Annotated in this window: 20 protein-coding genes and 1 tRNA gene; 11 read left to right on the top strand and 10 right to left on the bottom strand. The window is 72.0% G+C overall.

Annotated features, from left to right (window positions below):
• Positions 1-265: 265 nt before the first annotated feature.
• From ASE87_RS08080 to ASE87_RS08055, 6 genes are all read right to left on the bottom strand, one after another.
• On the bottom strand, positions 266-1,330 hold the full coding sequence (locus ASE87_RS08080; RefSeq protein ID WP_082452489.1) for an ABC transporter permease: 1,065 nt from the start codon (positions 1,328-1,330) through the stop codon (positions 266-268).
• Entirely contained in the window at positions 1,327-2,418 is a 1,092-nt protein-coding gene (locus ASE87_RS08075; RefSeq protein ID WP_137848050.1) for an ABC transporter permease, read from the bottom strand. Before ASE87_RS08075 ends, ASE87_RS08080 begins: the two co-directional genes overlap by 4 nt.
• Positions 2,415-3,989, bottom strand: a complete 1,575-nt coding sequence (locus ASE87_RS08070; protein WP_056227462.1) for a sugar ABC transporter ATP-binding protein — start codon at positions 3,987-3,989, stop codon at positions 2,415-2,417. Before ASE87_RS08070 ends, ASE87_RS08075 begins: the two co-directional genes overlap by 4 nt.
• A gap of 117 nt (positions 3,990-4,106) precedes the next feature.
• Positions 4,107-5,090 carry an ABC transporter substrate-binding protein gene (locus tag ASE87_RS08065; RefSeq protein WP_056227458.1) on the bottom strand — a complete coding sequence of 328 codons (984 nt, stop codon included), beginning with the start codon at positions 5,088-5,090 and terminating at the stop codon, positions 4,107-4,109.
• Positions 5,091-5,260: 170 nt separating this feature from the next.
• Positions 5,261-6,928: a sugar ABC transporter ATP-binding protein gene (locus ASE87_RS08060; RefSeq protein ID WP_235472246.1), complete on the bottom strand. Its 1,668-nt coding sequence runs from the start codon at positions 6,926-6,928 to the stop codon at positions 5,261-5,263.
• A gap of 127 nt (positions 6,929-7,055) precedes the next feature.
• Positions 7,056-8,051, bottom strand: coding sequence for a LacI family DNA-binding transcriptional regulator (locus ASE87_RS08055; protein ID WP_369814000.1), 996 nt, complete (start codon positions 8,049-8,051; stop codon positions 7,056-7,058).
• Between the two features lie 265 nt (positions 8,052-8,316).
• On the opposite strand from ASE87_RS08055, the gene ASE87_RS08050 reads away from it, so the two are divergent.
• On the top strand, positions 8,317-8,943 hold the full coding sequence (locus tag ASE87_RS08050; protein ID WP_056227452.1) for an AmiS/UreI family transporter: 627 nt from the start codon (positions 8,317-8,319) through the stop codon (positions 8,941-8,943).
• Between the two features lie 24 nt (positions 8,944-8,967).
• The gene (locus ASE87_RS08045) at positions 8,968-10,206 is read left to right on the top strand and encodes an acyl-CoA dehydrogenase family protein (RefSeq protein ID WP_056227449.1); all 1,239 of its coding nucleotides are present in this window, start codon (positions 8,968-8,970) and stop codon (positions 10,204-10,206) included.
• A gap of 154 nt (positions 10,207-10,360) precedes the next feature.
• On the opposite strand, the gene ASE87_RS08040 is transcribed toward ASE87_RS08045, so the two are convergent.
• Together ASE87_RS08040 and ASE87_RS08035 are read right to left on the bottom strand one after the other, a co-directional pair.
• Positions 10,361-10,433 (bottom strand) — tRNA-Arg (locus tag ASE87_RS08040).
• 87 nt (positions 10,434-10,520) lie between these two features.
• Entirely contained in the window at positions 10,521-10,811 is a 291-nt protein-coding gene (locus ASE87_RS08035; protein WP_056227446.1) for a hypothetical protein, read from the bottom strand.
• A 182-nt stretch (positions 10,812-10,993) separates the two neighbouring features.
• Between ASE87_RS08035 and ASE87_RS08030 the strand changes: the two genes are divergently transcribed.
• The 3 genes from ASE87_RS08030 to ASE87_RS08020 all read left to right on the top strand — a co-directional run bounded on the left by ASE87_RS08030 (position 10,994) and on the right by ASE87_RS08020 (position 13,902).
• The gene (locus ASE87_RS08030; RefSeq protein ID WP_056227443.1) at positions 10,994-11,581 is read left to right on the top strand and encodes a helix-turn-helix domain-containing protein; all 588 of its coding nucleotides are present in this window, start codon (positions 10,994-10,996) and stop codon (positions 11,579-11,581) included.
• An 8-nt stretch (positions 11,582-11,589) separates the two neighbouring features.
• Positions 11,590-12,969 carry an MFS transporter gene (locus ASE87_RS08025; RefSeq protein ID WP_082452487.1) on the top strand — a complete coding sequence of 460 codons (1,380 nt, stop codon included), beginning with the start codon at positions 11,590-11,592 and terminating at the stop codon, positions 12,967-12,969.
• Positions 12,970-13,041: 72 nt separating this feature from the next.
• Positions 13,042-13,902 carry a phosphatase PAP2 family protein gene (locus tag ASE87_RS08020; RefSeq protein WP_137848044.1) on the top strand — a complete coding sequence of 287 codons (861 nt, stop codon included), beginning with the start codon at positions 13,042-13,044 and terminating at the stop codon, positions 13,900-13,902.
• 62 nt (positions 13,903-13,964) lie between these two features.
• Here ASE87_RS08020 and ASE87_RS08015 read toward each other — a convergent pair whose 3' ends face one another.
• Positions 13,965-15,116, bottom strand: a complete 1,152-nt coding sequence (locus ASE87_RS08015; protein WP_056227437.1) for a VIT1/CCC1 transporter family protein — start codon at positions 15,114-15,116, stop codon at positions 13,965-13,967.
• A gap of 33 nt (positions 15,117-15,149) precedes the next feature.
• Here ASE87_RS08015 and ASE87_RS08010 point away from each other — a divergent pair, with 33 nt between their 5' ends.
• From ASE87_RS08010 to ASE87_RS16070, 3 genes are all read left to right on the top strand, one after another.
• Positions 15,150-16,022 carry a DUF429 domain-containing protein gene (locus ASE87_RS08010; protein WP_056227434.1) on the top strand — a complete coding sequence of 291 codons (873 nt, stop codon included), beginning with the start codon at positions 15,150-15,152 and terminating at the stop codon, positions 16,020-16,022.
• Between the two features lie 88 nt (positions 16,023-16,110).
• Positions 16,111-16,623, top strand: coding sequence for an N-acetyltransferase (locus ASE87_RS08005; protein WP_056227636.1), 513 nt, complete (start codon positions 16,111-16,113; stop codon positions 16,621-16,623).
• Positions 16,624-16,639: 16 nt separating this feature from the next.
• Complete coding sequence (locus ASE87_RS16070) at positions 16,640-16,999, top strand: hypothetical protein (RefSeq protein ID WP_043597545.1); 360 nt, start codon at positions 16,640-16,642, stop codon at positions 16,997-16,999.
• 359 nt (positions 17,000-17,358) lie between these two features.
• On the opposite strand, the gene ASE87_RS07995 is transcribed toward ASE87_RS16070, so the two are convergent.
• Positions 17,359-17,778, bottom strand: a complete 420-nt coding sequence (locus tag ASE87_RS07995) for a YchJ family protein (protein ID WP_056227432.1) — start codon at positions 17,776-17,778, stop codon at positions 17,359-17,361.
• 354 nt (positions 17,779-18,132) lie between these two features.
• On the opposite strand from ASE87_RS07995, the gene ASE87_RS07990 reads away from it, so the two are divergent.
• From ASE87_RS07990 to ASE87_RS07980, 3 genes are all read left to right on the top strand, one after another.
• A complete protein-coding gene (locus tag ASE87_RS07990) occupies positions 18,133-18,528 on the top strand; it encodes a hypothetical protein (protein WP_056227429.1) in 396 nt (131 codons plus the stop codon).
• Positions 18,529-18,685: 157 nt separating this feature from the next.
• On the top strand, positions 18,686-19,552 hold the full coding sequence (locus tag ASE87_RS07985) for a metallophosphoesterase (RefSeq protein ID WP_056227425.1): 867 nt from the start codon (positions 18,686-18,688) through the stop codon (positions 19,550-19,552).
• A 139-nt stretch (positions 19,553-19,691) separates the two neighbouring features.
• Positions 19,692-20,708 carry an NAD-dependent epimerase/dehydratase family protein gene (locus tag ASE87_RS07980; protein ID WP_056227422.1) on the top strand — a complete coding sequence of 339 codons (1,017 nt, stop codon included), beginning with the start codon at positions 19,692-19,694 and terminating at the stop codon, positions 20,706-20,708.
• Positions 20,709-20,730 lie beyond the last annotated feature (22 nt).

Raw genomic sequence — 20,730 nt, 5'->3', positions numbered from 1 at the left:
CGGGATCTGGATCGGGGCCGACCAGCCGAACCTATTGCAAGATGTTCACGCTAACAAGATGTTCGGTCGGAACGAGCCAGGGCGCTCGACCGCGGCGCGGCCACTCGTCGGGACATCGAGCACGAACGGCCGCGCCGCACCCGGACTCGGGGGTGGCACAGCCGTTCGTGGGGAGGGAGACTGCGCTGCACCCCGGTCCTGATCCTTTGTACAGCGCAGCCGTTCGTGGAGAGGACGCGCATCCGATGCGCGCCTCGAGGGGCGACTAGGTCTGCCGCCGCCGCGCCATCACCGCGCGCTGGAGCAGCACGAAGACTAGGAGTATCCCGCCGGTGATGATGGTCGTCGCCTCGGGCGGGATGCCTCCGTCTCGCGTGATGAGCACGTTCATGAGGCCGAGCACGAGCGCTCCCACGACGGACCCGAGCACGAAGCCGACGCCGCCGGTGAGGAGGGTGCCACCGATCACCGTGGCGGCGATCGAATCGAGCTCCCACCCGATGCCGGTGATGTTCTGCGCGCTCCCGAGCCGGGCCGTGTAGATGACCGAGGCGAGCCCCGCCAGCGATCCGCTGATCACGTAGACGGCGAGCTTCGTGCGGCGCACCGGGAGGCCCATGAGGGCGGCCGACTGCTCCGACCCTCCGATCGCGTACACGGTGCGACCCAGACGCGTGCGGTGCAGCACGAAGAACGCGACGGCGACCACCACGAGCGCGATGAGCACGCCAGGAGTCGTCACGACGTCGTTCACCTTCGGACCGTCGACGACCTTCATGTTCGTCGCGAGCGAGCGGATGGGCGACTCGTCGGCGAGTCGCTCGGGCACCGTGCTGAGGATGGAGGCGAGGCCCCGTCCGAGGAACATCATCGCGAGCGTCGCGATGAACGGCTGCACGTCGAAGAACTGGATCAGCACGCCCGAGACGACGCCGGATGCCGTGCCGATGAGGATCATCAGCACCATCACGACCCAGGGGTTCCAGCCGGCGTTCGCGAGCAGCACGCCCGCGACGCTGCTGACCGCGACGATCGCACCGACGGAGAGGTCGATGCCCCCCGTGAGGATCACGAACGTGAGCCCCACGGCCAGGACGATCACATGGGCGTTGTTGATGAGCAGGTTCGACAGGGTCGCGGCCTGCACGATGCGGCCGTAGGCGATCTCTCCGTAGGCAAGCATAGCGATCAGGATCACCAGGGCGGCGACCGTCGGCAGGGAATCGAGTCGGAGCCGCATGCGGCGACGCGGTTCGAGGGGCCCGTTGCCGGGGCCAGGACCGGGGGTCGGCGTGGGGGTGAGGGGCGGGCGGATCGTCGTGGCGCTCATGCGGACACGGCCTCCTTCTCGGTCGGCACGGAGGTCGGCGCCGGGCGGCGGCGCCTCGTGAACAGGGCGCGGACGCGCCGGGACTGCAGCAGCACGATCGCCACGATCACGATCGCCTTGAAGGCGGGCGTCGCCGAGGAGGAGACGCCGAGGAACACGACGGTCTTGTCGAGCGTCGCGATGAGGAGCGCCCCGACCGCGGCTCCGAGCAGGTGGAACTTGCCGCCGGCCAGCGACGTCCCGCCGATGACGACCGCGAGGATGGCGTCGAGCTCGAGTTGGTAACCGGTGCGCGAGACGTCGACCGTCATGACGCTGGACGTGGCGAAGATCCCGGCCACGCCGGCGAGCAGGCCGCTCCCGATGTAGGCGGTGAACAGGAGGGCTCGGCGGTCCAGCCCCGCGAGGCGCGCGGCCTTTGGGTCCATTCCGATCGCTTCGATCATGAGCCCCAGGGCGCTGCGCCGCACGAGGGCGGCGACGCCGAGCGTGATCAGCACGGCCAGCAGGAACACGACGGGTAGTCCGACGAGGTAACCGTTGGCGACCCAGCGGAAGGGCTCGTTGGCCGCGGCCGTGTTCTGGCCTCCCGTGATGACCTTGGCCAGGCCACGGCCGGCGAGCATGATCACGAGTGTGCTGATGAACGGCTGCAGCCCGACGACCGAGACGAGCATGCCGTTGACCGCGCCGAGGACCCCGGCGATGAGGAGCGCCAGGCCCATCGCGGCGAGCGCGACGCCGAGGGAGTCGGAGCCGGCCGCCTTCAGGAACTCCATCGAGACGGCACCGGCGACGACCATGATCGAGCCGACGCTCAGGTCGATGCCGCCGGTGGCGACCACGAGGCACATGCCCACCGCGATCATGAGCACGGGGGCAGCGGCCCGGAGGATGTCGATGAGGTTGCCCACGAGGTTGCCCGTGTCCGGGTTGACGGACAGTGCGAGGTAACCGGGGTCCTTCGCCACGTTGATCGCCAGCAGCAGCACGATCGCGACCGTGCCCCAGACCCAGGGCCGGTGCAACAGGTCACCGAGCCCGTGGGCGCCCAGGCGCCTGGTCATGGTGGTCGTCGGGTCACTCATCGGGTTGCCTCCTCGGGCGTCGTGCGGGGGATGGTCTCGAGGGGGATCTCGGAGATGCCCTCCTCGGCGATGGCGGCGACGATGGACTCGGCGGTGACGTCCGGTCCCGCCGCGAGCTCGGCGATCTTGCGGTGGTCCTTCAGGACGACGATCCTGTCGCTGAGCCGCACCACCTCCTCGAGCTCCGAGGAGATGAACACGACGGCGACTCCCGTGTCGGCGAGGGCGGCGACCTGTTCCTGGATCTCAGCCTTGGCACCGACGTCGATGCCGCGTGTGGGCTCGTCGAGGATCAGCAGCTCCGGCTCGGTCGCCAGCCACCGGCCGAGCAGGACCTTCTGCTGGTTGCCGCCGGAGAGGTTACGGATGGGTCGATCGGGGTCTGCGGGTCGCACGTTGAGCTCGGTGAGATATTTCGTCACCATGCGGTCCTTCTCCTTGGCCGAGAGCGGGCGGGCCCAGCCCCGTTTCGCCTGCACGGCGAGCACGAGGTTCTCGCGGACGCTCAGGTCGCGGATGATCCCCTCGTCTCGACGGTTCTCGCTCGAGAACGCGATGCGGTGCTTCAGGGCCTTCGCAGGGGACGAGATCGCCACGGGGACGCCGTCCATGGTCACGGATCCCGAGTCGGGGCGATCGACTCCGTAGAGGAGACGGGCGAGTTCCGTGCGGCCGGAGCCGAGGAGGCCGGCGAGGCCCACGACCTCGCCGCGACGCAGGTCGACGTCCGTCGCGTCGAGCGAGCCCTTGCGTCCGATCCCGGTGGCCCGGTAGACGGGCTCGCCCTCGGCGACCTGTCGGCTCGCCCGGTCCCGGTCGAGGGAGCGGAGGCTCTGCAGGTCCTTGCCGATCATCTCCGAGATGAGGCCGGCACGATCGATGTCTCGCGTGAGGTGCTCAGCCACGAACTTGCCGTTGCGCAGCACGGTGAGTCGGTCGCTGATCGCGAAGACCTGGTCGAGGAAGTGAGAGACGAAGAGGATGGCGACGCCTTCGTCACGAAGGCGTCGCATGACCCGGAAGAGACCTTCGACCTCGTCCGCGTCGAGGCTCGAGGTCGGCTCGTCGAGGATCAGCACCTTCGCCTCGACGACCGTGGCGCGGCTGATCGCGACGAGCTGCTGGAGGGCGAGGCTGAGCGACGAGAGGGGGGTGCGCGCGTCCAGGTGACCGAGTCCCACACGCGCCAGGACCTCGGAGGCGGCGGCGTGCGTCCCCTTCCAGTCGATGCCGAACCGGCCGCGCTTCTCGTGGCCGAGCATGACGTTCTCACCGATGGTGAGGTTGCTGCACAGGTTGACCTCTTGGTAGACCGTCGAGATCCCCGCAGCCTGCGCGTCCGCGGTGCCCGAGAGGCGACGTTCGACGCCGTCGACGACGACACGTCCGGAGTCGATGCCGTAGACGCCCGTGAGCGCCTTGATGAGCGTCGATTTACCGGCGCCGTTCTCGCCCATCAGCGTGTGGACCTCGCCGGGGTAGAGACGGAGGTCGACCCCGTCGAGGGCTTTGACCCCGGGAAAAGCGATGGTGATGGCTTGCATCTCGACGATGGGGCCGGGTGCCTGCATGCGTTTAACTCCTTGTCTGCCGATACTCACCCGCCCGCTGCCGTGGCAGCGGGCGGGTGGCGGGGGCGGCGAGGCGGACTCGTCCGCCTCGCCGCCGGGTGTGGCCGTGCGAACGGATCAGAACTTGCGGTCGGGAAGTGCCGCGGTGGCCGCCTCGGGCGAGTCGAACGTGGCCGACTGGACGACGATCGACGAGTCGACGGTCTCTCCGTCGAGCAGCTTCTGCACGGCGTCGAGCGCGGTCTCGCCGAAGAGGGGGTTGTACTCGGCGACGAAGCTGAGCTTCGACTCGGACAACGCCTCGAGGGCGCTCTTCGTGCCGTCGATGGTGGCGATCTTCACGTCCTTGCCGGGCGTGAGACCCGCCTCCTCGACCGCCTGCACGGCGCCGAGTCCCATCTCGTCGTTCTGGGCGAAGACCATCTGGACGTCGTTGCCGTTCGACTTCAGCACCGTCTCGAAGACGCTCTTGGCCTCTTCGGTCGACCAGTTGGCGGTCTGTGCGCCGATCTTCGTGAACGCGCTGTCGGCGCCGATCACCTCGTCCCAACCTTCGTTGCGCTCGTTCACGACCGAGACGCCCGCCGGGCCCTCGAGGGTGAAGTACTTGCCACCCTCGGGAAGAGCGGACTTGGCCCACTCGGCGACGGACTCGCTGACGGCGATGTTGTCGGGCGCGATCCGGGTCGCGTAGAGCGAGGTGTCGTCCGGCTCGATGCCACGGTCGATGAGGACGACGGGGATCTCGGCTTCCTTCGCCCGCTCGAGCGAGTCCTCCCAGCCGGAGCCCTCGGTGGCCGAGAGCAGGATCACGTCGACACCCTCGTCCACGAACGACGTGAACGCGTCGATCTGCGATTTCTGGTCGTTGTTGGTCGCCGGGGCGTACTTGAGATCGAACCCGGCTTCCTTCGTGAAGGTGTCCTGGATGTTCGTCTCGTTGGCCTGACGCCAGGCGCCCTCGGGGCCGACCGCGACGAAGCCGACCGTTGCCAGGTCGTCACCGCCGCCCGTCGAACCAGTGCCGGAACTGCAGGCCGCGAGACCGAGGGCAATGGCCCCTGCGGCGGCGATGGTGGCGATGCGCCTCTTCGTGGACATGGATCTCCTCCTTGAGATGTCGGGACGTCTGCGTCTCGACTTGGCCTGGGGCCGGTCGTGCTGCGTGGGCTCGGGTGCTTCCGCGTGCTGGGAATGTTACCGGTAACAGTTACGAGAACACAAGAGTGATCGAGAACATCCGCTCGTCGGGAAGGGATCGACTGCGAGCCTCAGCGGCGTGACGGCGCCGCAGGCGGCGAGAGGGGCCCGTCATGCCACACCGGCGGGAAGTCGTCGCCCTCGTCGCTCTCGTCGTCCGGCGCGGCGATGAGCTCGACGAGCGTGTCGACCGTGACGCCCGGCCCGTTGCTGAGCTCGCCGATCTTCTCGCGGTCCTTGAGCACCACGATCCGGTCGCTCACCCGCACGAGTTCGTCGAACGCGCTGGAGATGAACACGACGGCCACGCCCTCGAGGGCGAGTTGGGCGATGTGCGCCTGGATGTCAACCTTGGCCCCGATGTCGACGCCGCGGGTCGGCTCGTCGAGGATCAGCACGCGGGGCCGGATCGCCAGCCAGCGCGCGAGCAACACCTTCTGTTGGTTGCCGCCGGAGAGTTCGCCCGCGAGCGTCCCCGGGTCGACCGGTGTGATGTCGAAGTGCTCGATGTGCCGCTCGACGAGGTCCTCGCGCTCGGCCCTGGAGAGCGGGTGCGACCAGCCACGCAGAGCCTGCAGTGCAAGGACGATGTTCTCGCGGACGCTCAACTCGTTGATCAGCCCCTCGGCCCCACGGTCCTCCGCCGAGAGCGCCACTCGGTTCCGTAATGCGTCCGCCGGCCGGTCGATGACGACCGCACGTCCGCCGAGCGTCACGACTCCGCCGTCCGCTCGATCGGCACCCGCGAGCAGGCGCGCGAGCTCGGTTCGGCCGGAGCCGCGAAGCCCCGCGATGCCCACGACCTCGCCCGCATGCAGCTCGAAGTCGACCGGCCTCAGCATCCCGCGGCGTCCCACCCCGGCGGCGCGGTACAGCGGCGGGCCGACCGGGTCCACACGATGCGCCCGACGCTCGGAACCGATGCGCTGAAGCTGGGCGATGTCCTTGCCGATCATCCGTGCGACCACATCGGCCCGGCCGATCTGGTGCGACAGGTAGTCGCCCTCCTTCACGCCCCCGCGGAGGATGGTCATGCGGTCGCTCAGCGCCAGCACCTGTTCGAGGAAGTGCGAGACGAAGAGGATCGCGACGCCCTGGTCGCGGAGGCGACGGATCACGTCGAAGAGCCGTGCCACGTCGACCGCATCGAGGCTCGACGTGGGCTCGTCGAGCAACAACACCCGGGGCCGGTCCACCATGGCGCGGGCGATGGAGACGAGCTGACGACTGGCGGGGGTGAGATCGGCGAGGATGCCGCGGGGGTCCAGTTCGGCCAGCCCGAGCTCGGCGAGCATCGCTGCGGCACGTGCGTGGGTGGCCGGCCACGAGATGCCGAAGCGACCACGCACCTCGTGGCCGAGCATCACGTTCTCGCCGACGCTCAAGCTCTCGACCAGGTGTGACTCCTGGAACGCGGCCTGGATGCCGAGGGCCCGTGCGTCGGCCGGTCCGCCGAGCCGGACGGACTCCCCATCGACGAGGACCTCTCCCGCCTCGATCGGATGGACGCCGAGCAGCGCCTTGATGAGCGTGGATTTCCCCGCACCGTTCTCGCCGAGGAGAGCGTGCACCTCGCCCGAGTGCAGGTCGAGGTCCACTCCGTCGAGAGCGACGCCGTTCGGGAACGCGACGGTGATGCCCCTCATGCGCACGGTCGGCTGCAGTGATCCGCCCTCTCGCCCGGCGCGCCCGGACGAGGTCGGGGCAGCGGCCTGGGGGCCGGCCGGGTGCATCGTCATCGATGCCCGTACGTGACGCACGTGGTGCTCCTCGGGTCGGTGGCCGGGGTGGCCTCACGTCGGACAGCGTCCGACGTGCACGACTGTAGCTGCCAGCGTGCGCGTGGGCGAACGACGACGACCAGGATTACGTCAGATGGCCATCTCGGTCGACCTGGCGGGCAGCCGCGGTGGAGTCACGCACCACGAGCTCGGCCGGGATGCGGCTGTTCTGTGGGATCTCGCGGCCCTCGATCGCGGCGATCAGGACGTCCACCACGAGAGATCCCAGCGCGGGGAAGTCCTGCCGCACCGTCGTGAGCGGCGGGAGGAAGTGGCGCGAGACGGGCAGGTCGTCGAAACCGACGACGCTGAGGTCCTCCGGGACGCGGATGCCGCGGTCGTGCAGTCCGTGGATCACGCCCAGCGCCATCTCGTCGTTCGCGACGAAGATGGCGGTGTACTCGGGTACGCCGGCGAAACCGCGCGTGAAGTCGTAGCCGAAATCGCTCGACCAGTCGCCGATCACGATCGGCCGCTCGCGCATGCCCCAGGCTCGGGTGCGCGTGTGGAAGGCCCGCTCGCGGGCGCGGGCGTCGAACCAGTCGAGGGGCCCCGAGAGGTGGAGGACGTCGCGGTGACCGAGCGACGCGAGGTGATCGACGGCCAGCTTCGTGCCTGCGGCCTGGTCGACCGAGACCGTGAGGAACGCCGGGTCCTTCTCGGCCTTCACGACCAGGGTCGGCAGCCCGGTCGTGATGGTCCGAAGCACGGCCACGGACGACGAGCGCGGGGCGACCACGCAGAGCGCGTCGATGCCCTGGCCGGTGAGGTGGCGCACGGCTTCCTCGGGTGTCGCCGAGTCGTCGCGGAGCGCGAACGACGCCACGGAGTACCCGCCGTCACGCGCCGATCGCTCGATGGCCCGAAGGATGCTCGAGGGGCCGAACTCGACGGCGCTCTCGATCAGCACGCCGATCCGAAGAGCCCGCTGCGTCACGAGCTCGCGCGCAGCGCTGTTGGGCCGGAAGTCGAGCTCGGCGACGACCTCGAGTACGCGTTGGCGCGTGGACTCCTTCACCTGCGGATGACCGTTGAGCACACGGGACACGGTCATGTGCGATACACCGGCACGCTCGGCCACCTCGCGAAGACCGAGACGCTCACCGCCGCCTCTGACGCTCACCCAGACTCCATCCTGCACGCTCCGCAACGCAGCTTGGCGTCATCTGCGTCGGCGTGGACGTCGTTCAGTGGCGCTGGTCCAGTGTACTGGGGGCCTTGCTGACTGCGAGGAACGATGTGTCCCGACAACTCGCCCGATCCGGTGCGCTGTCACGGGGCGTAGTGAAGAGACTTGATCGGACACAAGGCACCGGTGATGGGGTGGACGGTGCCAAGGTCGCCGCATGGCGCTCATCTGCTTGGTCCTCTCCGGGGCCGCCCTCCTGGTCAACGGCCTCACCCTGCTCGGGCGCGTGCCCGGCCGGGACAGCGGCGTGTTCAACGTGCTGGTCGGCGGTCTGCAGCTCGTCCTCTGCGTGGCCGTGGCCGTGTCAGCCGACGGTTCCCTGCCCATCCTCTTCGGGATCTCGGGCACCTTCTTGTTCGGCATCACGTACCTCTACGTCGGCGTGGACTCCCTCCTCGGCCTCGGCGCCGTGGGCCTGGGCTGGTTCTGCGGCCTGGTCGCCGCTCTCGCCGTCTCCTTCGCGATCGTCCACGTCGCGGACGACCCTTTCCTCGCCGTGCTCTGGACGGGATGGGCGGCGCTCTGGGCGCTGTTCTTCGTCCTGCTCGCCCTCGGCCGATCGGCCATCAGCACCTACACCGGGTGGGCCCTCGTCCTCGCGAGCCAGGTGACCACCACGGTCCCCGCGCTCCTCGGCCTCACCGGGCACTGGCCGACCGGCTCGGTCGCCACGACGGCTGCACTCCTGTCGCTCGTCGGGGTGTTCGGCGGCGCCGCCCTGCTCACCCGCCGAGCCGCCACACGTCCCCAGCCGGAACACACGCCTGCCCCTGCCGCTGCCTGACCCACCAGAACGGAACCGAGACCCATGACCACGACGACCACCACCTCCACCACGTCCGTCACCACGGCGTCACCCACCGACGACGCCCTGTCCGCGCGTTTCCGCCCGCTCTTCGACCGCATCGCCGCCGGTGCCGCGGAACGCGACCGTGAGCACCGCCTCCCCGTGGCCGAGATCCGCGAGCTCGCCGACGCGGGCTTCGGAGCTCTCCGTGTCCCCGTCGAGTTCGGGGGCTCCGGCGCCACCCTCCCGCAGCTGTTCGAGTTGCTCACCGAGCTCGCGGCGGCGGACAGCAACATCCCCCAGGCCTTGCGCGGCCACTTCGCTCTCGTCGAGGACCGCCTCGTCGCCCGGTCCGGACCGCGCGACGTCTGGCTCGAACGGTTCGGCCGCGGCGAGATCGCCGGGAACTCCTGGACCGAAGTGGGCACGGTGCAGGTCGGCGACGTCGCGACGAAGGTCAGCCCGGACCCGGACGGCGGATTCCGCATCACCGGGCAGAAGTACTACTCCACCGGCAGCATCTTCGCCGACTGGATCGACACGTACGCCGAACGCACGGACACCGGCGACCGGGTCATCGCGATCGTCGACGCCCGCCAGGAAGGCGTCACCCACACCGACGACTGGGACGGGTTCGGGCAGCGGACGACGGGGTCGGGCACGAGCACCTTCCGAGATGCTCGTGTCGGTGCCGACGACGTCGTGCTCTTCGACGAGCGATTCAAGTACCAGACGGCCTTCTACCAGGCCGTGCTGCTGAGCGTCCTCGCCGGCTCCGTCGTGGCAGCCGAGCGGGACATCGCGTTCGAGGTCAGGAACCGCACCCGGGTGTTCTCCCACGGCAACGCCGACACGTTCGCCGCCGACCCGCAGATCCTGCAGGTCGTCGGCGAGGTCTCAGCCGCCGGCTTCGCCGCACGGGCGGTCGTCGACCGCGCCGCCCAGGCCCTCCAGGGCGCCTACGAGGGTGCCTTCCTGGACGAGACCGAGGACGAACAGCGGAACGACCGCGCCGAACTCGCCACCGCGCAGGCCCAGGTCGCACTGACATCGCTCGCGACCCAGGCGACCTCGCACCTGTTCGACGCGCTGGCGGCATCCGGCGTGAGCACCACGAAGAACCTGGACCGGCACTGGCGCAACGCCCGGACCGCCGGCAGCCACAACCCGTGGGTGTTCAAAGCACGCATCGTCGGCGACCACGCCGTCAACGACGTCCAGCCGACACGGGTCTGGGCCATCGGCGCGACCCGCCGCTGATCTCAGAAGACGAGCACCGAGGACGAGAAAAGCCCTGCCGCGTAGGGCAGGGCTCTTCGGGTCCGCACCGAAGGCGCACGCCGCCGGAGGCGGCCAGACAAGCACCGAAGACGAGGAAAGCCCCTGCCGTGTTGGGCAGGGGCTTTCGAGTCTGTGCGCCTGGAGGGACTCGAACCCCCAACCTTCTGATCCGTAGTCAGATGCTCTATCCGTTGAGCTACAGGCGCGTTTCTCTGGCCGATTGGCCAGAGGAAACATTACACGAGGGAGGCGCGGGGCGCGAATCGAGCCGACCCGCGCCTCCTCGGGTCGTGTCAGTAGGTGTGTTTGCCTTCGCCGTCGCCCTTGTAGTCGCCGATCAGCTCGTCGACCTGGTCGGCGTCGGCCTGGCCGGGCTGGCGGGTGGGGACGGCGTCGTCGGCCGGCCCGTCGTCGAGCGTGCGCGAGCCGGTGCCGCCGTCGGGGTGGTTCTCGCTGGTGATCTCGACGGGGCGGTCGTCCCGCTCGCCGACGGTGTGGTCGCCGTGACCCTCGCCACTGCTGTTGCCACGACGCTCGAGGTCGGTCTCGTCGGTGCCGTGCGGGTCGTCCGGGGTCTTCGTCATCGGGTTCCTCCTGCGCGCCGGACTGTCCGGCGGTCGTGCTCCGAGCATGCGCCGCGGGTCCGACCTCCGCCCGCGACACCCACCACACTCACGGCTCGAACGGCTGGTCGGCCCGCCCACGCCCTCGTCGAGAAGCACAACGACTCTTGCGCAACAGCTCTTGTGCACCTATCGTCGACTCCATGTCCCCCCGAGAGACCTCCCGCAGCACCCTCACCGACGCCGCCTCGATGCGCGTGCTCGCCCACCCGACGCGGTTGCGCCTCCTCGGCCTCCTCCGCGAACGCGGCCCGCAGACGGCCGCCCAGCTCGGCGACGCCGTCGACGAGGCCCCGGGGACGATCAGCTACCACCTGTCGAAGCTCGCCTCGATCGACCTCATCGGGCCCGCCGAGCCGCAGACCGACGACCGCCGCGAGCGCTGGTGGCAGGCCACCGCCCAGCTCACCAGTTGGGAGCCCGCCGAGCTGCTCGACGACCCCGACCGCCTCGTCGCCTCGTCCGCCCTGCAGAAGTCGATCGGTCAGGTGTACGCGGCGCGCTTCGGCGAGTACGTCGACGCGACGCCCACCCTGCCCCGCGAGTGGGTCGCGGCCGGGGCGAGCGGTGATCGCAGCCTTCGCCTCACGGTGACCGAGCTCGCCGCCCTGCGCCGCGACCTCGAGGCCGTCGTCGACCGGTGGCTCGACGCCAGTGCCGCACACGACCCGGCGACCGACGACGGCGCCGAGTCGGTCGTGCTCGTCTACCAGTCCTACCGCCGCCCCTGAGGGCCGTCGTGAGCGAGAACGGACGAGCCGAGGAGGCGCGGGGCACCGACGACGCCCCTCACCTCGGCCGCACCGACCGGCCCCACGACGGACGCCCCGGTCGCCCCGCCCGCGTCGCCCTGTCGTCCCTGGTCGCGGCACACGCGATCTCGCAGACCGGCAACGTCGTGACGGCCTTCGCGGTCCCCTTCTACGTCCTGGGGCTCGGGGGGTCGGGGGCCGAGGTCGGGCTCGCGGCGGCGTTCGCCACGGCTCCGGTGATCATCGGCGGACCGCTCGGCGGCGTCGTCGTCGACCGGGTCGGGCGCCGACGGGCCGCGATCGTCGCCGACCTGGTGAGCGGTGCCTCCGTCCTCGCGATGCCCGTGCTCGCCCTCACCGACGGACTGCCGTTCTGGGCCCTGCTCGCGCTCGTGTTCGTGGGCGGGCTGCTCGACAGCCCCGGGCAGGTGGCGCGCCGGGTGATGCTGCCCGGGCTGACCGAGCGGGCCGGGGTGCGCATCGAACGCAGCGTGGGGCTGATCGACGGGTCCGAGCGCTTCGCCAAGCTGATCGGGGCCTCGATCGCGGGGCTGCTCGTCGCCGCCGTCGGGCCGGTCGCGTCGCTGTTCGTCAACGCCGCCACCTTCGCCGTGTCGGCCGCCCTGACCGGGGCGCTCGTCCCCGCGCCCGATCCGGTACGGACCGGATCAGCGAATCCGAGAGACGACCACGCGACCGAGGCGACCGAGGCGATCCGCGCCTCCTACCGGGCCGACCTCGTCGAGGGAGCCCGGTTCGTCGTCCGCGACCCCCTGATGCGGCTGATCGTCGCGCTCGTGCTGGTCACGAACCTGCTCGACGCCGCCCGCGGGTCGACCCTGCTGCCCCTCTACGCGAACGACCGACTGGGAGGCGCGGCCGCCCTGGGGCTGCTCGTCGCCACCATGGGCGGGTGCGCCCTCGTCGGCAACGTCGCCTTCGGCTTCGTCGCCCACCGGGTGCCGCGCCGCGTCACCTTCGTCGTCTGCTTCACCCTCGCCGGGGGCCCCTCGAGCCTGGCGTTCGCCCTCGGCGCCCCACTGCCCGTGCTGGTCGCCGCGACGGCCCTGTCGGGGCTGGCCGCCGGCGCGCTCAACCCGATCCTCGGCACGGTGCAGCTCGAGCGCACCCCCGAACACCTGCGCGGACGGGTCTTCGGGCTGGTCACGGCCGGAGCCTGGGCCGGCATCCCGATCGGCGCCCTGCTCGGCGGCCTCGCCGCCGACACCATCGGACTGGCGGTCGCGTTCGGCATCGTCGCCGTCGTCTACACGACCGTCACGCTCACCCCGCTCGCCGGCGGCGACTGGCGGCTTATGGAGCGCGGACGGGGGACGACGCCGCGATCACCTGCACCCCCGCTGTGAGTCGGGGCGACCCCGGCGCATCGGCAGGTCGGACCGAGCCTGTTTCCAGGCGACGTGTAGTTAGCTCGTCCGGTGACTGCTCACCCGACCCTCTCGACGACGCCTGCCGTCCGTCGACGGGTCACGGGTCGTTGGGTGGTCGCGTCGTCGGCCTCGCTCGTCGTGCTGGCGGGCGTCTACACGATCGCGGTCCTCACCGAGACCGGCCAGTCCATCGAGGACAGCATCCTCCGCTCGGTCGACGGCACCACGTTGTTGCAGTCCGGGGTCGCACTCGACGCCATCTCTCCCCCGGCCGTGCTGCTGGTCGTCGCCCTCACGATGGTGGTGGCGTTCCTCCGCCGCCGACCCGGCTCGGCCGTCCAGGCGGGTGTACTGATCGTCGGGGCCACGGTCACCACCCAGGTGCTGAAGCAGCTCGCGCCTCGTCCCGAGCTGACGGGCGAGCTCTACGGCAACAGCTTCCCCAGCGGGCACGTGACGGTCGCCGTCGCCGCCGTGTTGGCGATCATGACCACCTTCGGCCGGCACGCCCGGCCGCTGTTCTACATGGTCGGTGCGGCCTTCGCGGCCGTGGTCGCCGAGCAGACCGTCGCCTTCGGCTGGCACCGCTGCAGCGACGTCGTCGGCGCCTGTGCCGTGGCGCTGCTCTGGCTCGGTCTCGTGCGCATCGGTGCCGCCCGGCTCTCGCGTGACCCTCGCGGCCGCGACGACGTCGGCCCGCGGTCGCACGGGGCCACCTCGGTGGTGCTCGGCCTCGCGCTGGTCGTCTGCCTCACCCTGTCGGGTGCGATCTGGAGCATCGGCATCGGCTCCGACATGAGCCTCACGACGTCGACCGGCCAAGGGGTGCTGATGGGTGCGCGGCTGGCCGCGGCCGGTGTCGTGCTCGTCACGTGCTGGATCGCGTGGAAGCTCGACCGCAAGGCCTGACGCACCCGCAGGCCCGACCGGCCGGCTCGGCGTGCCCGCCGGGCTCAGCGTGCCCGCCGGGCTCAGCCCGCGGCACCCGTCCCGAACAGCAGCCCGAGCAGGTACGTCACGGCGGCCGCCCCGAACCCGATGCCGAGCTGACGCAGGGCCCGCCTGACCGGGCTCGCCCCTGACAGCAGCCCGACCACGGCACCGGTGCCGAGCAGGGCGACGCCGACCAGGGCGGACGCCACGACGACGGCCGCGAGACCGGACAGCCCGAACAGGTAGGGCAGCACGGCGATGACGGCCCCGGACGCGAAGAAGCAGAAGCTCGAGGCGGCAGCGCCGAAGGCCGTGCCGAGGGTCTCGTGGGTGGCGGGCTCGTCGGCCGAGCGCGCCTCCTGGTCCGGGGCGTCCGCCCAGCCGGCCGTGGCGGCGCCCGGCGCGGCCCCCGCAGGAGGCGCGCTCGGCGACGAGGCTCCTCGCCCCACGCCCGCGAGCACCTGCCGCGCGTGGGCCTCGGCCTCGTCCGGCGACATGCCCCGCGCCCGGTAGACCAACGCCAGCTCGTTCGCGTCGACGTCCAGGTCGGGCAGCACCTGCCGCGCCGTCGGGTCGGGGGTGGAGGCGTCGAGCAGCTCACGCTGCGACCGCACCGAGACGTACTCGCCCGCCCCCATCGACAACGCCCCGGCGAGCAGCCCCGACAGCCCGGTCAGCAGCACCACGTGGTTCGCGACGCCCGACGCGCTGATGCCGAGCACGAGCGCCAGGTTGCTGACGAGCCCGTCGTTCGCCCCGAACACCGCCGCACGGAACGACCCCGACAGGCGGTTGCGGCCCCGCTCGGCGAGCCCGCGCACGACCTCGCCGTGGATGCGCTCGTCGGCGGCCATCGCGTCGGTGGCGTCGGCGTCGGTCGCGTAGGGCGACCGCGCCTCGGCGCTCTGCACCAGCGCGAGCACGAAGATCGAGCCGAAGCGGCGGGCCAGCACCCCGAGCACGCGGGTGCGCAGGTCGGTGCGGGCCGGGCGTCCGACGTCGTCGCCGAGGAGGTCGACCCAATGCTGCGCGTGACGGCCCTCGGCGTCGGCCAGGGCGATCAGGATCGCACGCTCCTCGCCGTCGCGGCGGCGGGCGAGGTCGCGGTAGGTCGACTCCTCGGCGCGTTCGTCGGCGAGGTAACGCCGCCAGCGACGCAGGTCGGCCGGGGTGCGGGTGCTGGTGGGCATGGGGACAGTATCGGCCGCGAGTACGGTCAGACGGTGACCACACCCCGGCCCCGCTACCTCGGCGTCGACCTCGCCTGGCGCGACTCGACACCCGAGCGTCCCGCGAACGAGACCGGCCTGGCCGTGGTCGACGCCGACGGGACGGTGCTCGACGCCGGTTGGGCCCGCGGGGTCGACGAGGTCGAGGCCTGGGTCCTGCGCTGGTCGACGCCCGGTTCGGTCGTCGCGATCGACGCCCCGGTGCTCGTGCCGAACGCCACGGGAATGCGGGCCAGCGAACGGCTCGTGGCGCGCGCCTACGGTCGCTGGCACGTCTCGGCCAACGCGAGCAGCGCCTCCTTGCCCTGGCTCGGCGGGCGCACCCTCGGCGAGCGCCTCGAGCGTGCCGGCGGCGTCTACGACGACGGCGTCGTCCCGGTGGCGGCCGACGCGGTCGGACACTTCGAGTGCTACCCGTACACGACGCTCGTCGGCATGGGCGAGCTCGGCTACGACGACAAGCGTCCCCGCTACAAGCGGCCCGACCTCACCCTGCCGAAGGAGGCGCGGCGCGAGGCCCGCGCGGCGGCCTGCGACGAGCTGCTGCGTCGGTTGGCCGGGCTGGCCCGGGCCGAGGTCCCGTTGCGTCTCGACTCGCACCTCGTGTCGGCGGCACTGCTCGAGGAACCCTCGCCGCTGGTCGACCGGGCCTACAAGCACCGCGAGGACCTGCTCGACGCCCTGGTCTGCGCCTGGACGGCGGCGCTCCGCGCCCTCACGCCCGGACGCCTCCAGGTGCTCGGCGTCGACACCGAGCCGGACGATCGCGGGAGGCGCGCCACGCTGATCTCACCGGCCCGCCCCGAGCAGCGGCTCGGCCCCGCGCCCGTGGCGAGGGTCGACCGAGACGCGCGCCGCGCCTCCTGACGTGACGCCCTCGGGGCGCGACCCGCGCGGTGTCGCGACCCGCGCCTCCTGCACCCGCCTCCTCCCGCCCGTGTGGCAGGGTGGCGGCATGCCCGCACGACCCGTGACCGTCCGCCGCACGACCGCCGACGACTGGGAGCACGTGCGCGACCTGCGCCTCGCGATGCTCGCGGACACCCCGATCGCCTACGGCGAGACGCTGGCCGTCGCCCGCCGTCACGCCGAGGCCGAATGGCGGATGCGCGGGGCCCGGGGCGAGGCCGAGCACGGCACCTCGCTGGTCGCGATCGACGACGGGACGGGCGACTGGGTCGGCGCCATGGGCGGGTTCCTGCAGGCAGCGGGGCAACCCCTGTTGGTCGGCGTGTACGTCGCCCCGACCCATCGGGGGCGCGCGGCCGGCGTCACCGACCTGCTGCTCGACGGGGTCGAGACCTGGGCCGCGACCGAGGGCGACACCCTGCGGTTGCACGTCCACGAGCAGAACGAGCGGGCCATCGCGTTCTACCGCCGACGCGGGTACGAGCCGACCGGGCACACGAACGCCTACGCCCTCGACCCCACGGCGCGGGAGCTCGAGATGCTCGCGCCCCTGCGCTGACCGCCGCACCGGACCGGTGGCGAGCACGCACGACGTCTTCCTCGAGGGCCCGCACGACGAGTCGCGACACCTCGTCGAGCAGACCCTGATCGAGCACGGCTTCACCCTGTCGCTCGCGTCGGACGGCAGCACCCGGGCCGTCCGCGGCACGCTGGCGTCCACCCTCGCGCTGCGCGCCTTCGCCGGGCGGACGCAGCTGCTGACCCTCGGCGTGCAGTGGTTCGTCGACGACCGGGGGCGGCTCGTGGCGCGGATCGTGCACGAGGCGGCCCTGTCGGTGCTGGGCGGGCCGGTCGGCCTCGTGCGCGCGCAGCGGGCCGTCGGCGCGGTGGTCCGGGCACTCGAGGCGGTCGCCCTCGCGCGCCGCGCCCCCTGACGGATTCGACCCGCGGCGCGCCGTGCGCCGTGCGCCGCGCACCGTGCGCCGCGCGCCGCGCGCGACGCGTCCTGTCCCCCGAAACACGCGTGCAGACGCCCTGCCTGTGAGGAGCGTCCACGTCTGAACCGCACCATCTCGTGCGGCCTAGCGTTCGGCGAGATGGAGGGCGTGAGCCCTGCATCGGTGTCGTCCGGACCGTGGGTCCCTGCCCGTGAAGCTCTCCCTGCGGCCCGGCGGCGTCACGGAGAGGATGCCGGGCCCGACGGACCCGCCGTCCTCTTCGTGACGCCCGATGCCGACGTCTCGCGTCCGCCCTGCCGGACCCCCGGGGCCCGAGCTCGTGACATGCGCCCTGGTCAGCCCGAGATCCCGTCGAGGTAGAGCCACCGCCGGTCGACCCGGGCGAACCGGCTGACCTCGTGCTGCGACCCCACGCCGTCGTCGTCGCGGAAGTGCGCCTCGAACTCGACCGTCCCCTCGTCGTCGAACGGCCCGCCCGCCTGCGTCCGCACGACGTCGAGCCGGAACCAGCGCGTGCCCGGATCGACCTCGAGCGTCGCGGGCCGCGTCGTCGGGTGCCACGTCTCGAGCAGGTAGGAGGCGCGGGCGAGCACGAACGCCGAGTACCGCGAGCGCATCAACCGTTCCGCCGTCGGGGCGGGCGTCGTGCCCCGGTGCAGCGGCCCGCAGCACGATCCGTAGGTCTCGCCGCTGAGGCAGGGGCAGCGGGCCGAGTCGTCGAGGTCGCGGCCGTCGAGGGGAGCAGCAGGAGGCATCGTGCAATTCTCCGGCACGTCCCGGCGCCCTGACACCCCCGTCGGCCCGCCCCGCCCCACGGCCCCGCCCCCGTGGGTGTCGCCCTCGGCCCCGCCCCCGTCCCCGTCGGCCTCGGCCCCGCCCCCGTCGGCAACTCCTGCCTCGTGCCGCCGCCCACCCGCACCAGGCCCGTCCCGGCACCCCGACGCCGCACCGGGCAGGAGTTGCCGACACCGGCCGAGCACGACGGCCCGAGGTACTCCGTCGACCGGCGCCGGGCGCGCCGAGTCGGCTCCCCAGTCCGGGTCGCACCCCAAGGGGCCGCCCCCGCACTGGGCGTCGCGTCGGGGGCTCCGACCTGCCACGGTGAGCGGGTGACGATCTCGCCGACCTCCGCCTCGCACCCCGTCCACGAGCAGGAGCTCGTGTTCGCCCACGTGCGTGCGGTCCTGGGCGCGGCGGAAGCCAGCCCCGTGCTGCCCCGGCTGTCACGCCGCAAGACCGCCCGCGCCCTGGCGTCGGCGGGTTTCTGCAACCTGACCGGCGAACCCGTCCGGGCCTCCGCCCTGAAGCACGACGGGACGCAGTTCCTCGACCGCTCCGAGACCGTCCTGGTCGAGTCGCTCAACAGCGGCCGACGGTTCTACGGTCTGTTCGTCGAACCGACCTCGCCGACCCACGAGGACTGGGCGACGATCACCGACATGTTCGCCGAGCTCGGTCGCCGCGTGCACGGCCGCCTCGCCCCCGCCGACCAGTTCCGCGGCTGAGCACGCCCGCCACATCCGGGGTCGCACCATCGATGTGGTGTCGAGCCACCCATTTGCGTGGTTCGATGCCACATCCGTGGTTCGACTCGACCGCCCGAGCGGACCGAGCCGCCCTGGCACCGTGCCGCTACCGCCCCGCACCCGGTAGCGTCGCGGCATGCACGCCCTGCCGCTCGGAGCCCTCCGCGTCGTCCACCTCAGCGACGCCCACCTCCTCGCCGACGGAGCCCTGCACCAGGGCGTCGTCGACACGACCGAGGCCCTCGACCGCGTGCTGGCGGAGGCCGCGCGGGTCGAGGGGGTGCGACTGCTGGTGGGGTCGGGTGACCTGTCGGACGACGGGACCCGCGCCTCCTACCGGCACCTGCGCGAGCGCACCGGCGCCTGGGCCCGCGCGGCGGGCGCCGAGGTGCTGCTCGTGCCGGGCAACCACGACGTGCGCGAGGGCTTCGCCGAGGTGCTCGGCGGCGACCCGGCGAGACCGCTCGACCTCGTCCGCGACGTCGACGGGTGGCGGGTGATCGGGCTCGACACCTCCGTGCCCGGGGCCGGCTACGGACTGCTGCGACCCGAGCAGCTCGCCTGGTTGCGCGACGAGCTCGCGACGCCCGCCGAGCGGGGCACCGTGCTCGTGCTGCACCACCCGCCGATCGCGGCGCCGACCACCCTGCACGAGTCTCTCGCCCTGCAGGACCCGGAGGCGCTGGCGGCGGTCCTCGAAGGATCGGACGTCCGCGTCGTCCTCGCCGGGCACTACCACCACCACATCGTGGGCCACCTCGCGGGCGTGCCCGTGGTGGTCGCGCCCGGGGTGGCGAACGACACGGACGTGCTGGCGGCCGTCGGCACCGAACGGGCCGTGCGCGGCTCGGGCTTCGTCGTGGTCGAGGTGGCGGCCGACGGGTCGGTGCGCTCGACCCCGGTGTCCGTGCGCGACTCCCGCGACGGCGACGAGGTGTTCGCACTGGACGAGGCCGCCGTCGCCCGCATCGCCGCCGAGGCCGGGCCTCCCTCCGCCGCCTGACCCGGACCCGCACCCACAGCCACGCGGCCTGACCGGGACCGGACCCGCGCCCAGGGGCCGCGCGTAGGCTCGGAATCGGCCTGCCGCCCACCCGGGGCCGGCGAGAGGCCGATCGTCGAGTCGTGAAAGTGAGACCCCCATGCGCGTGGTCGTCGTCGGAGCCACGGGCAACCTGGGCACCGCCCTGCTCTCCCGTCTGCAGGCCGAGCCCGAAGTGACGTCGCTCGTCGGCGTCGCCCGCCGTGGTCCGCGCATGGCGACGCCGCCGTACGGCGAGGTGACCTGGTTCTCGATCGACGTCGGGGCCGACGACTCACCCGTGGCCCTCGAGCACGCGTTCGCCGGGGCCGACGCCGTCGTCCACCTCGGCTGGGCCCTGCAGCCGAGCCACCGCAAGGCCGTCATGTACCGGACGAACGTGCTCGGCACCTCGCACGTCCTCGACGCCGCCGCCCGCGCCGGGGTGCCGCACGTGCTCGTCGCGTCCTCGGTCGGCGCCTACTCGCGGGGCCCCAAGGGCCGTCGGGTCGACGAGACCTACAAGACCAAGGGCGTGCGCCGCTCGAGCTACTCGAAGCACAAGTCGATCAACGAGCGCGTCATGGACGCCTTCGCCGAACAGCACCCCGAGGTCACGCTGACCCGCATGCGCCCGGGCCTCGTGTTCCAGGCCGCCGCTGCCAGCGAGATCGTCGGCCTCTTCGCCGGCCGCCGGGTGCCCACCCGCTGGATGCAGCGCGTGCGCCCCCCGTTCATCCCGCTCGCCCCGCGCTTCGTGTCGCAGGTCGTGCACGCGAGCGACGTCGCCGACGCGTTCTGGCGGGCGATCGACCGCCGTGCCGGCGGGGCGTTCAACCTCGCCGCCGAACCCGTTGTCGACCCCGACCGCATCGCCCGGGCATTCGGCTCCCGCCTGCTGCCCGTGCCCTACCGCCTGCTGCGCGCAATCGTGCAGCTCACCTGGCTGGCGCGCCTGCAGCCGACCGAACCCGGCTGGCTCGACATCGCGGCCAAGATCCCGGTCATGTCGACCGAGAAGGCCCGCACCGTGCTCGGCTGGGCACCCCGTCACACGTCGGACGAGACCCTGCGCGAGTTCGCCCACGCCCTCGCCCACCGCACGAACCACGAGGGGTCGCACCCGCTGAACGGCTGACCGCCTGCGGCCCGCCCGCCCG

This window comes from Frigoribacterium sp. Leaf44 (genome assembly GCF_001421865.1).
Lineage (GTDB): Bacteria > Actinomycetota > Actinomycetes > Actinomycetales > Microbacteriaceae > Frigoribacterium.
Note: the sequence above shows the minus strand (reverse complement) of the source record. Positions and strands in the feature narration are given on the sequence as shown.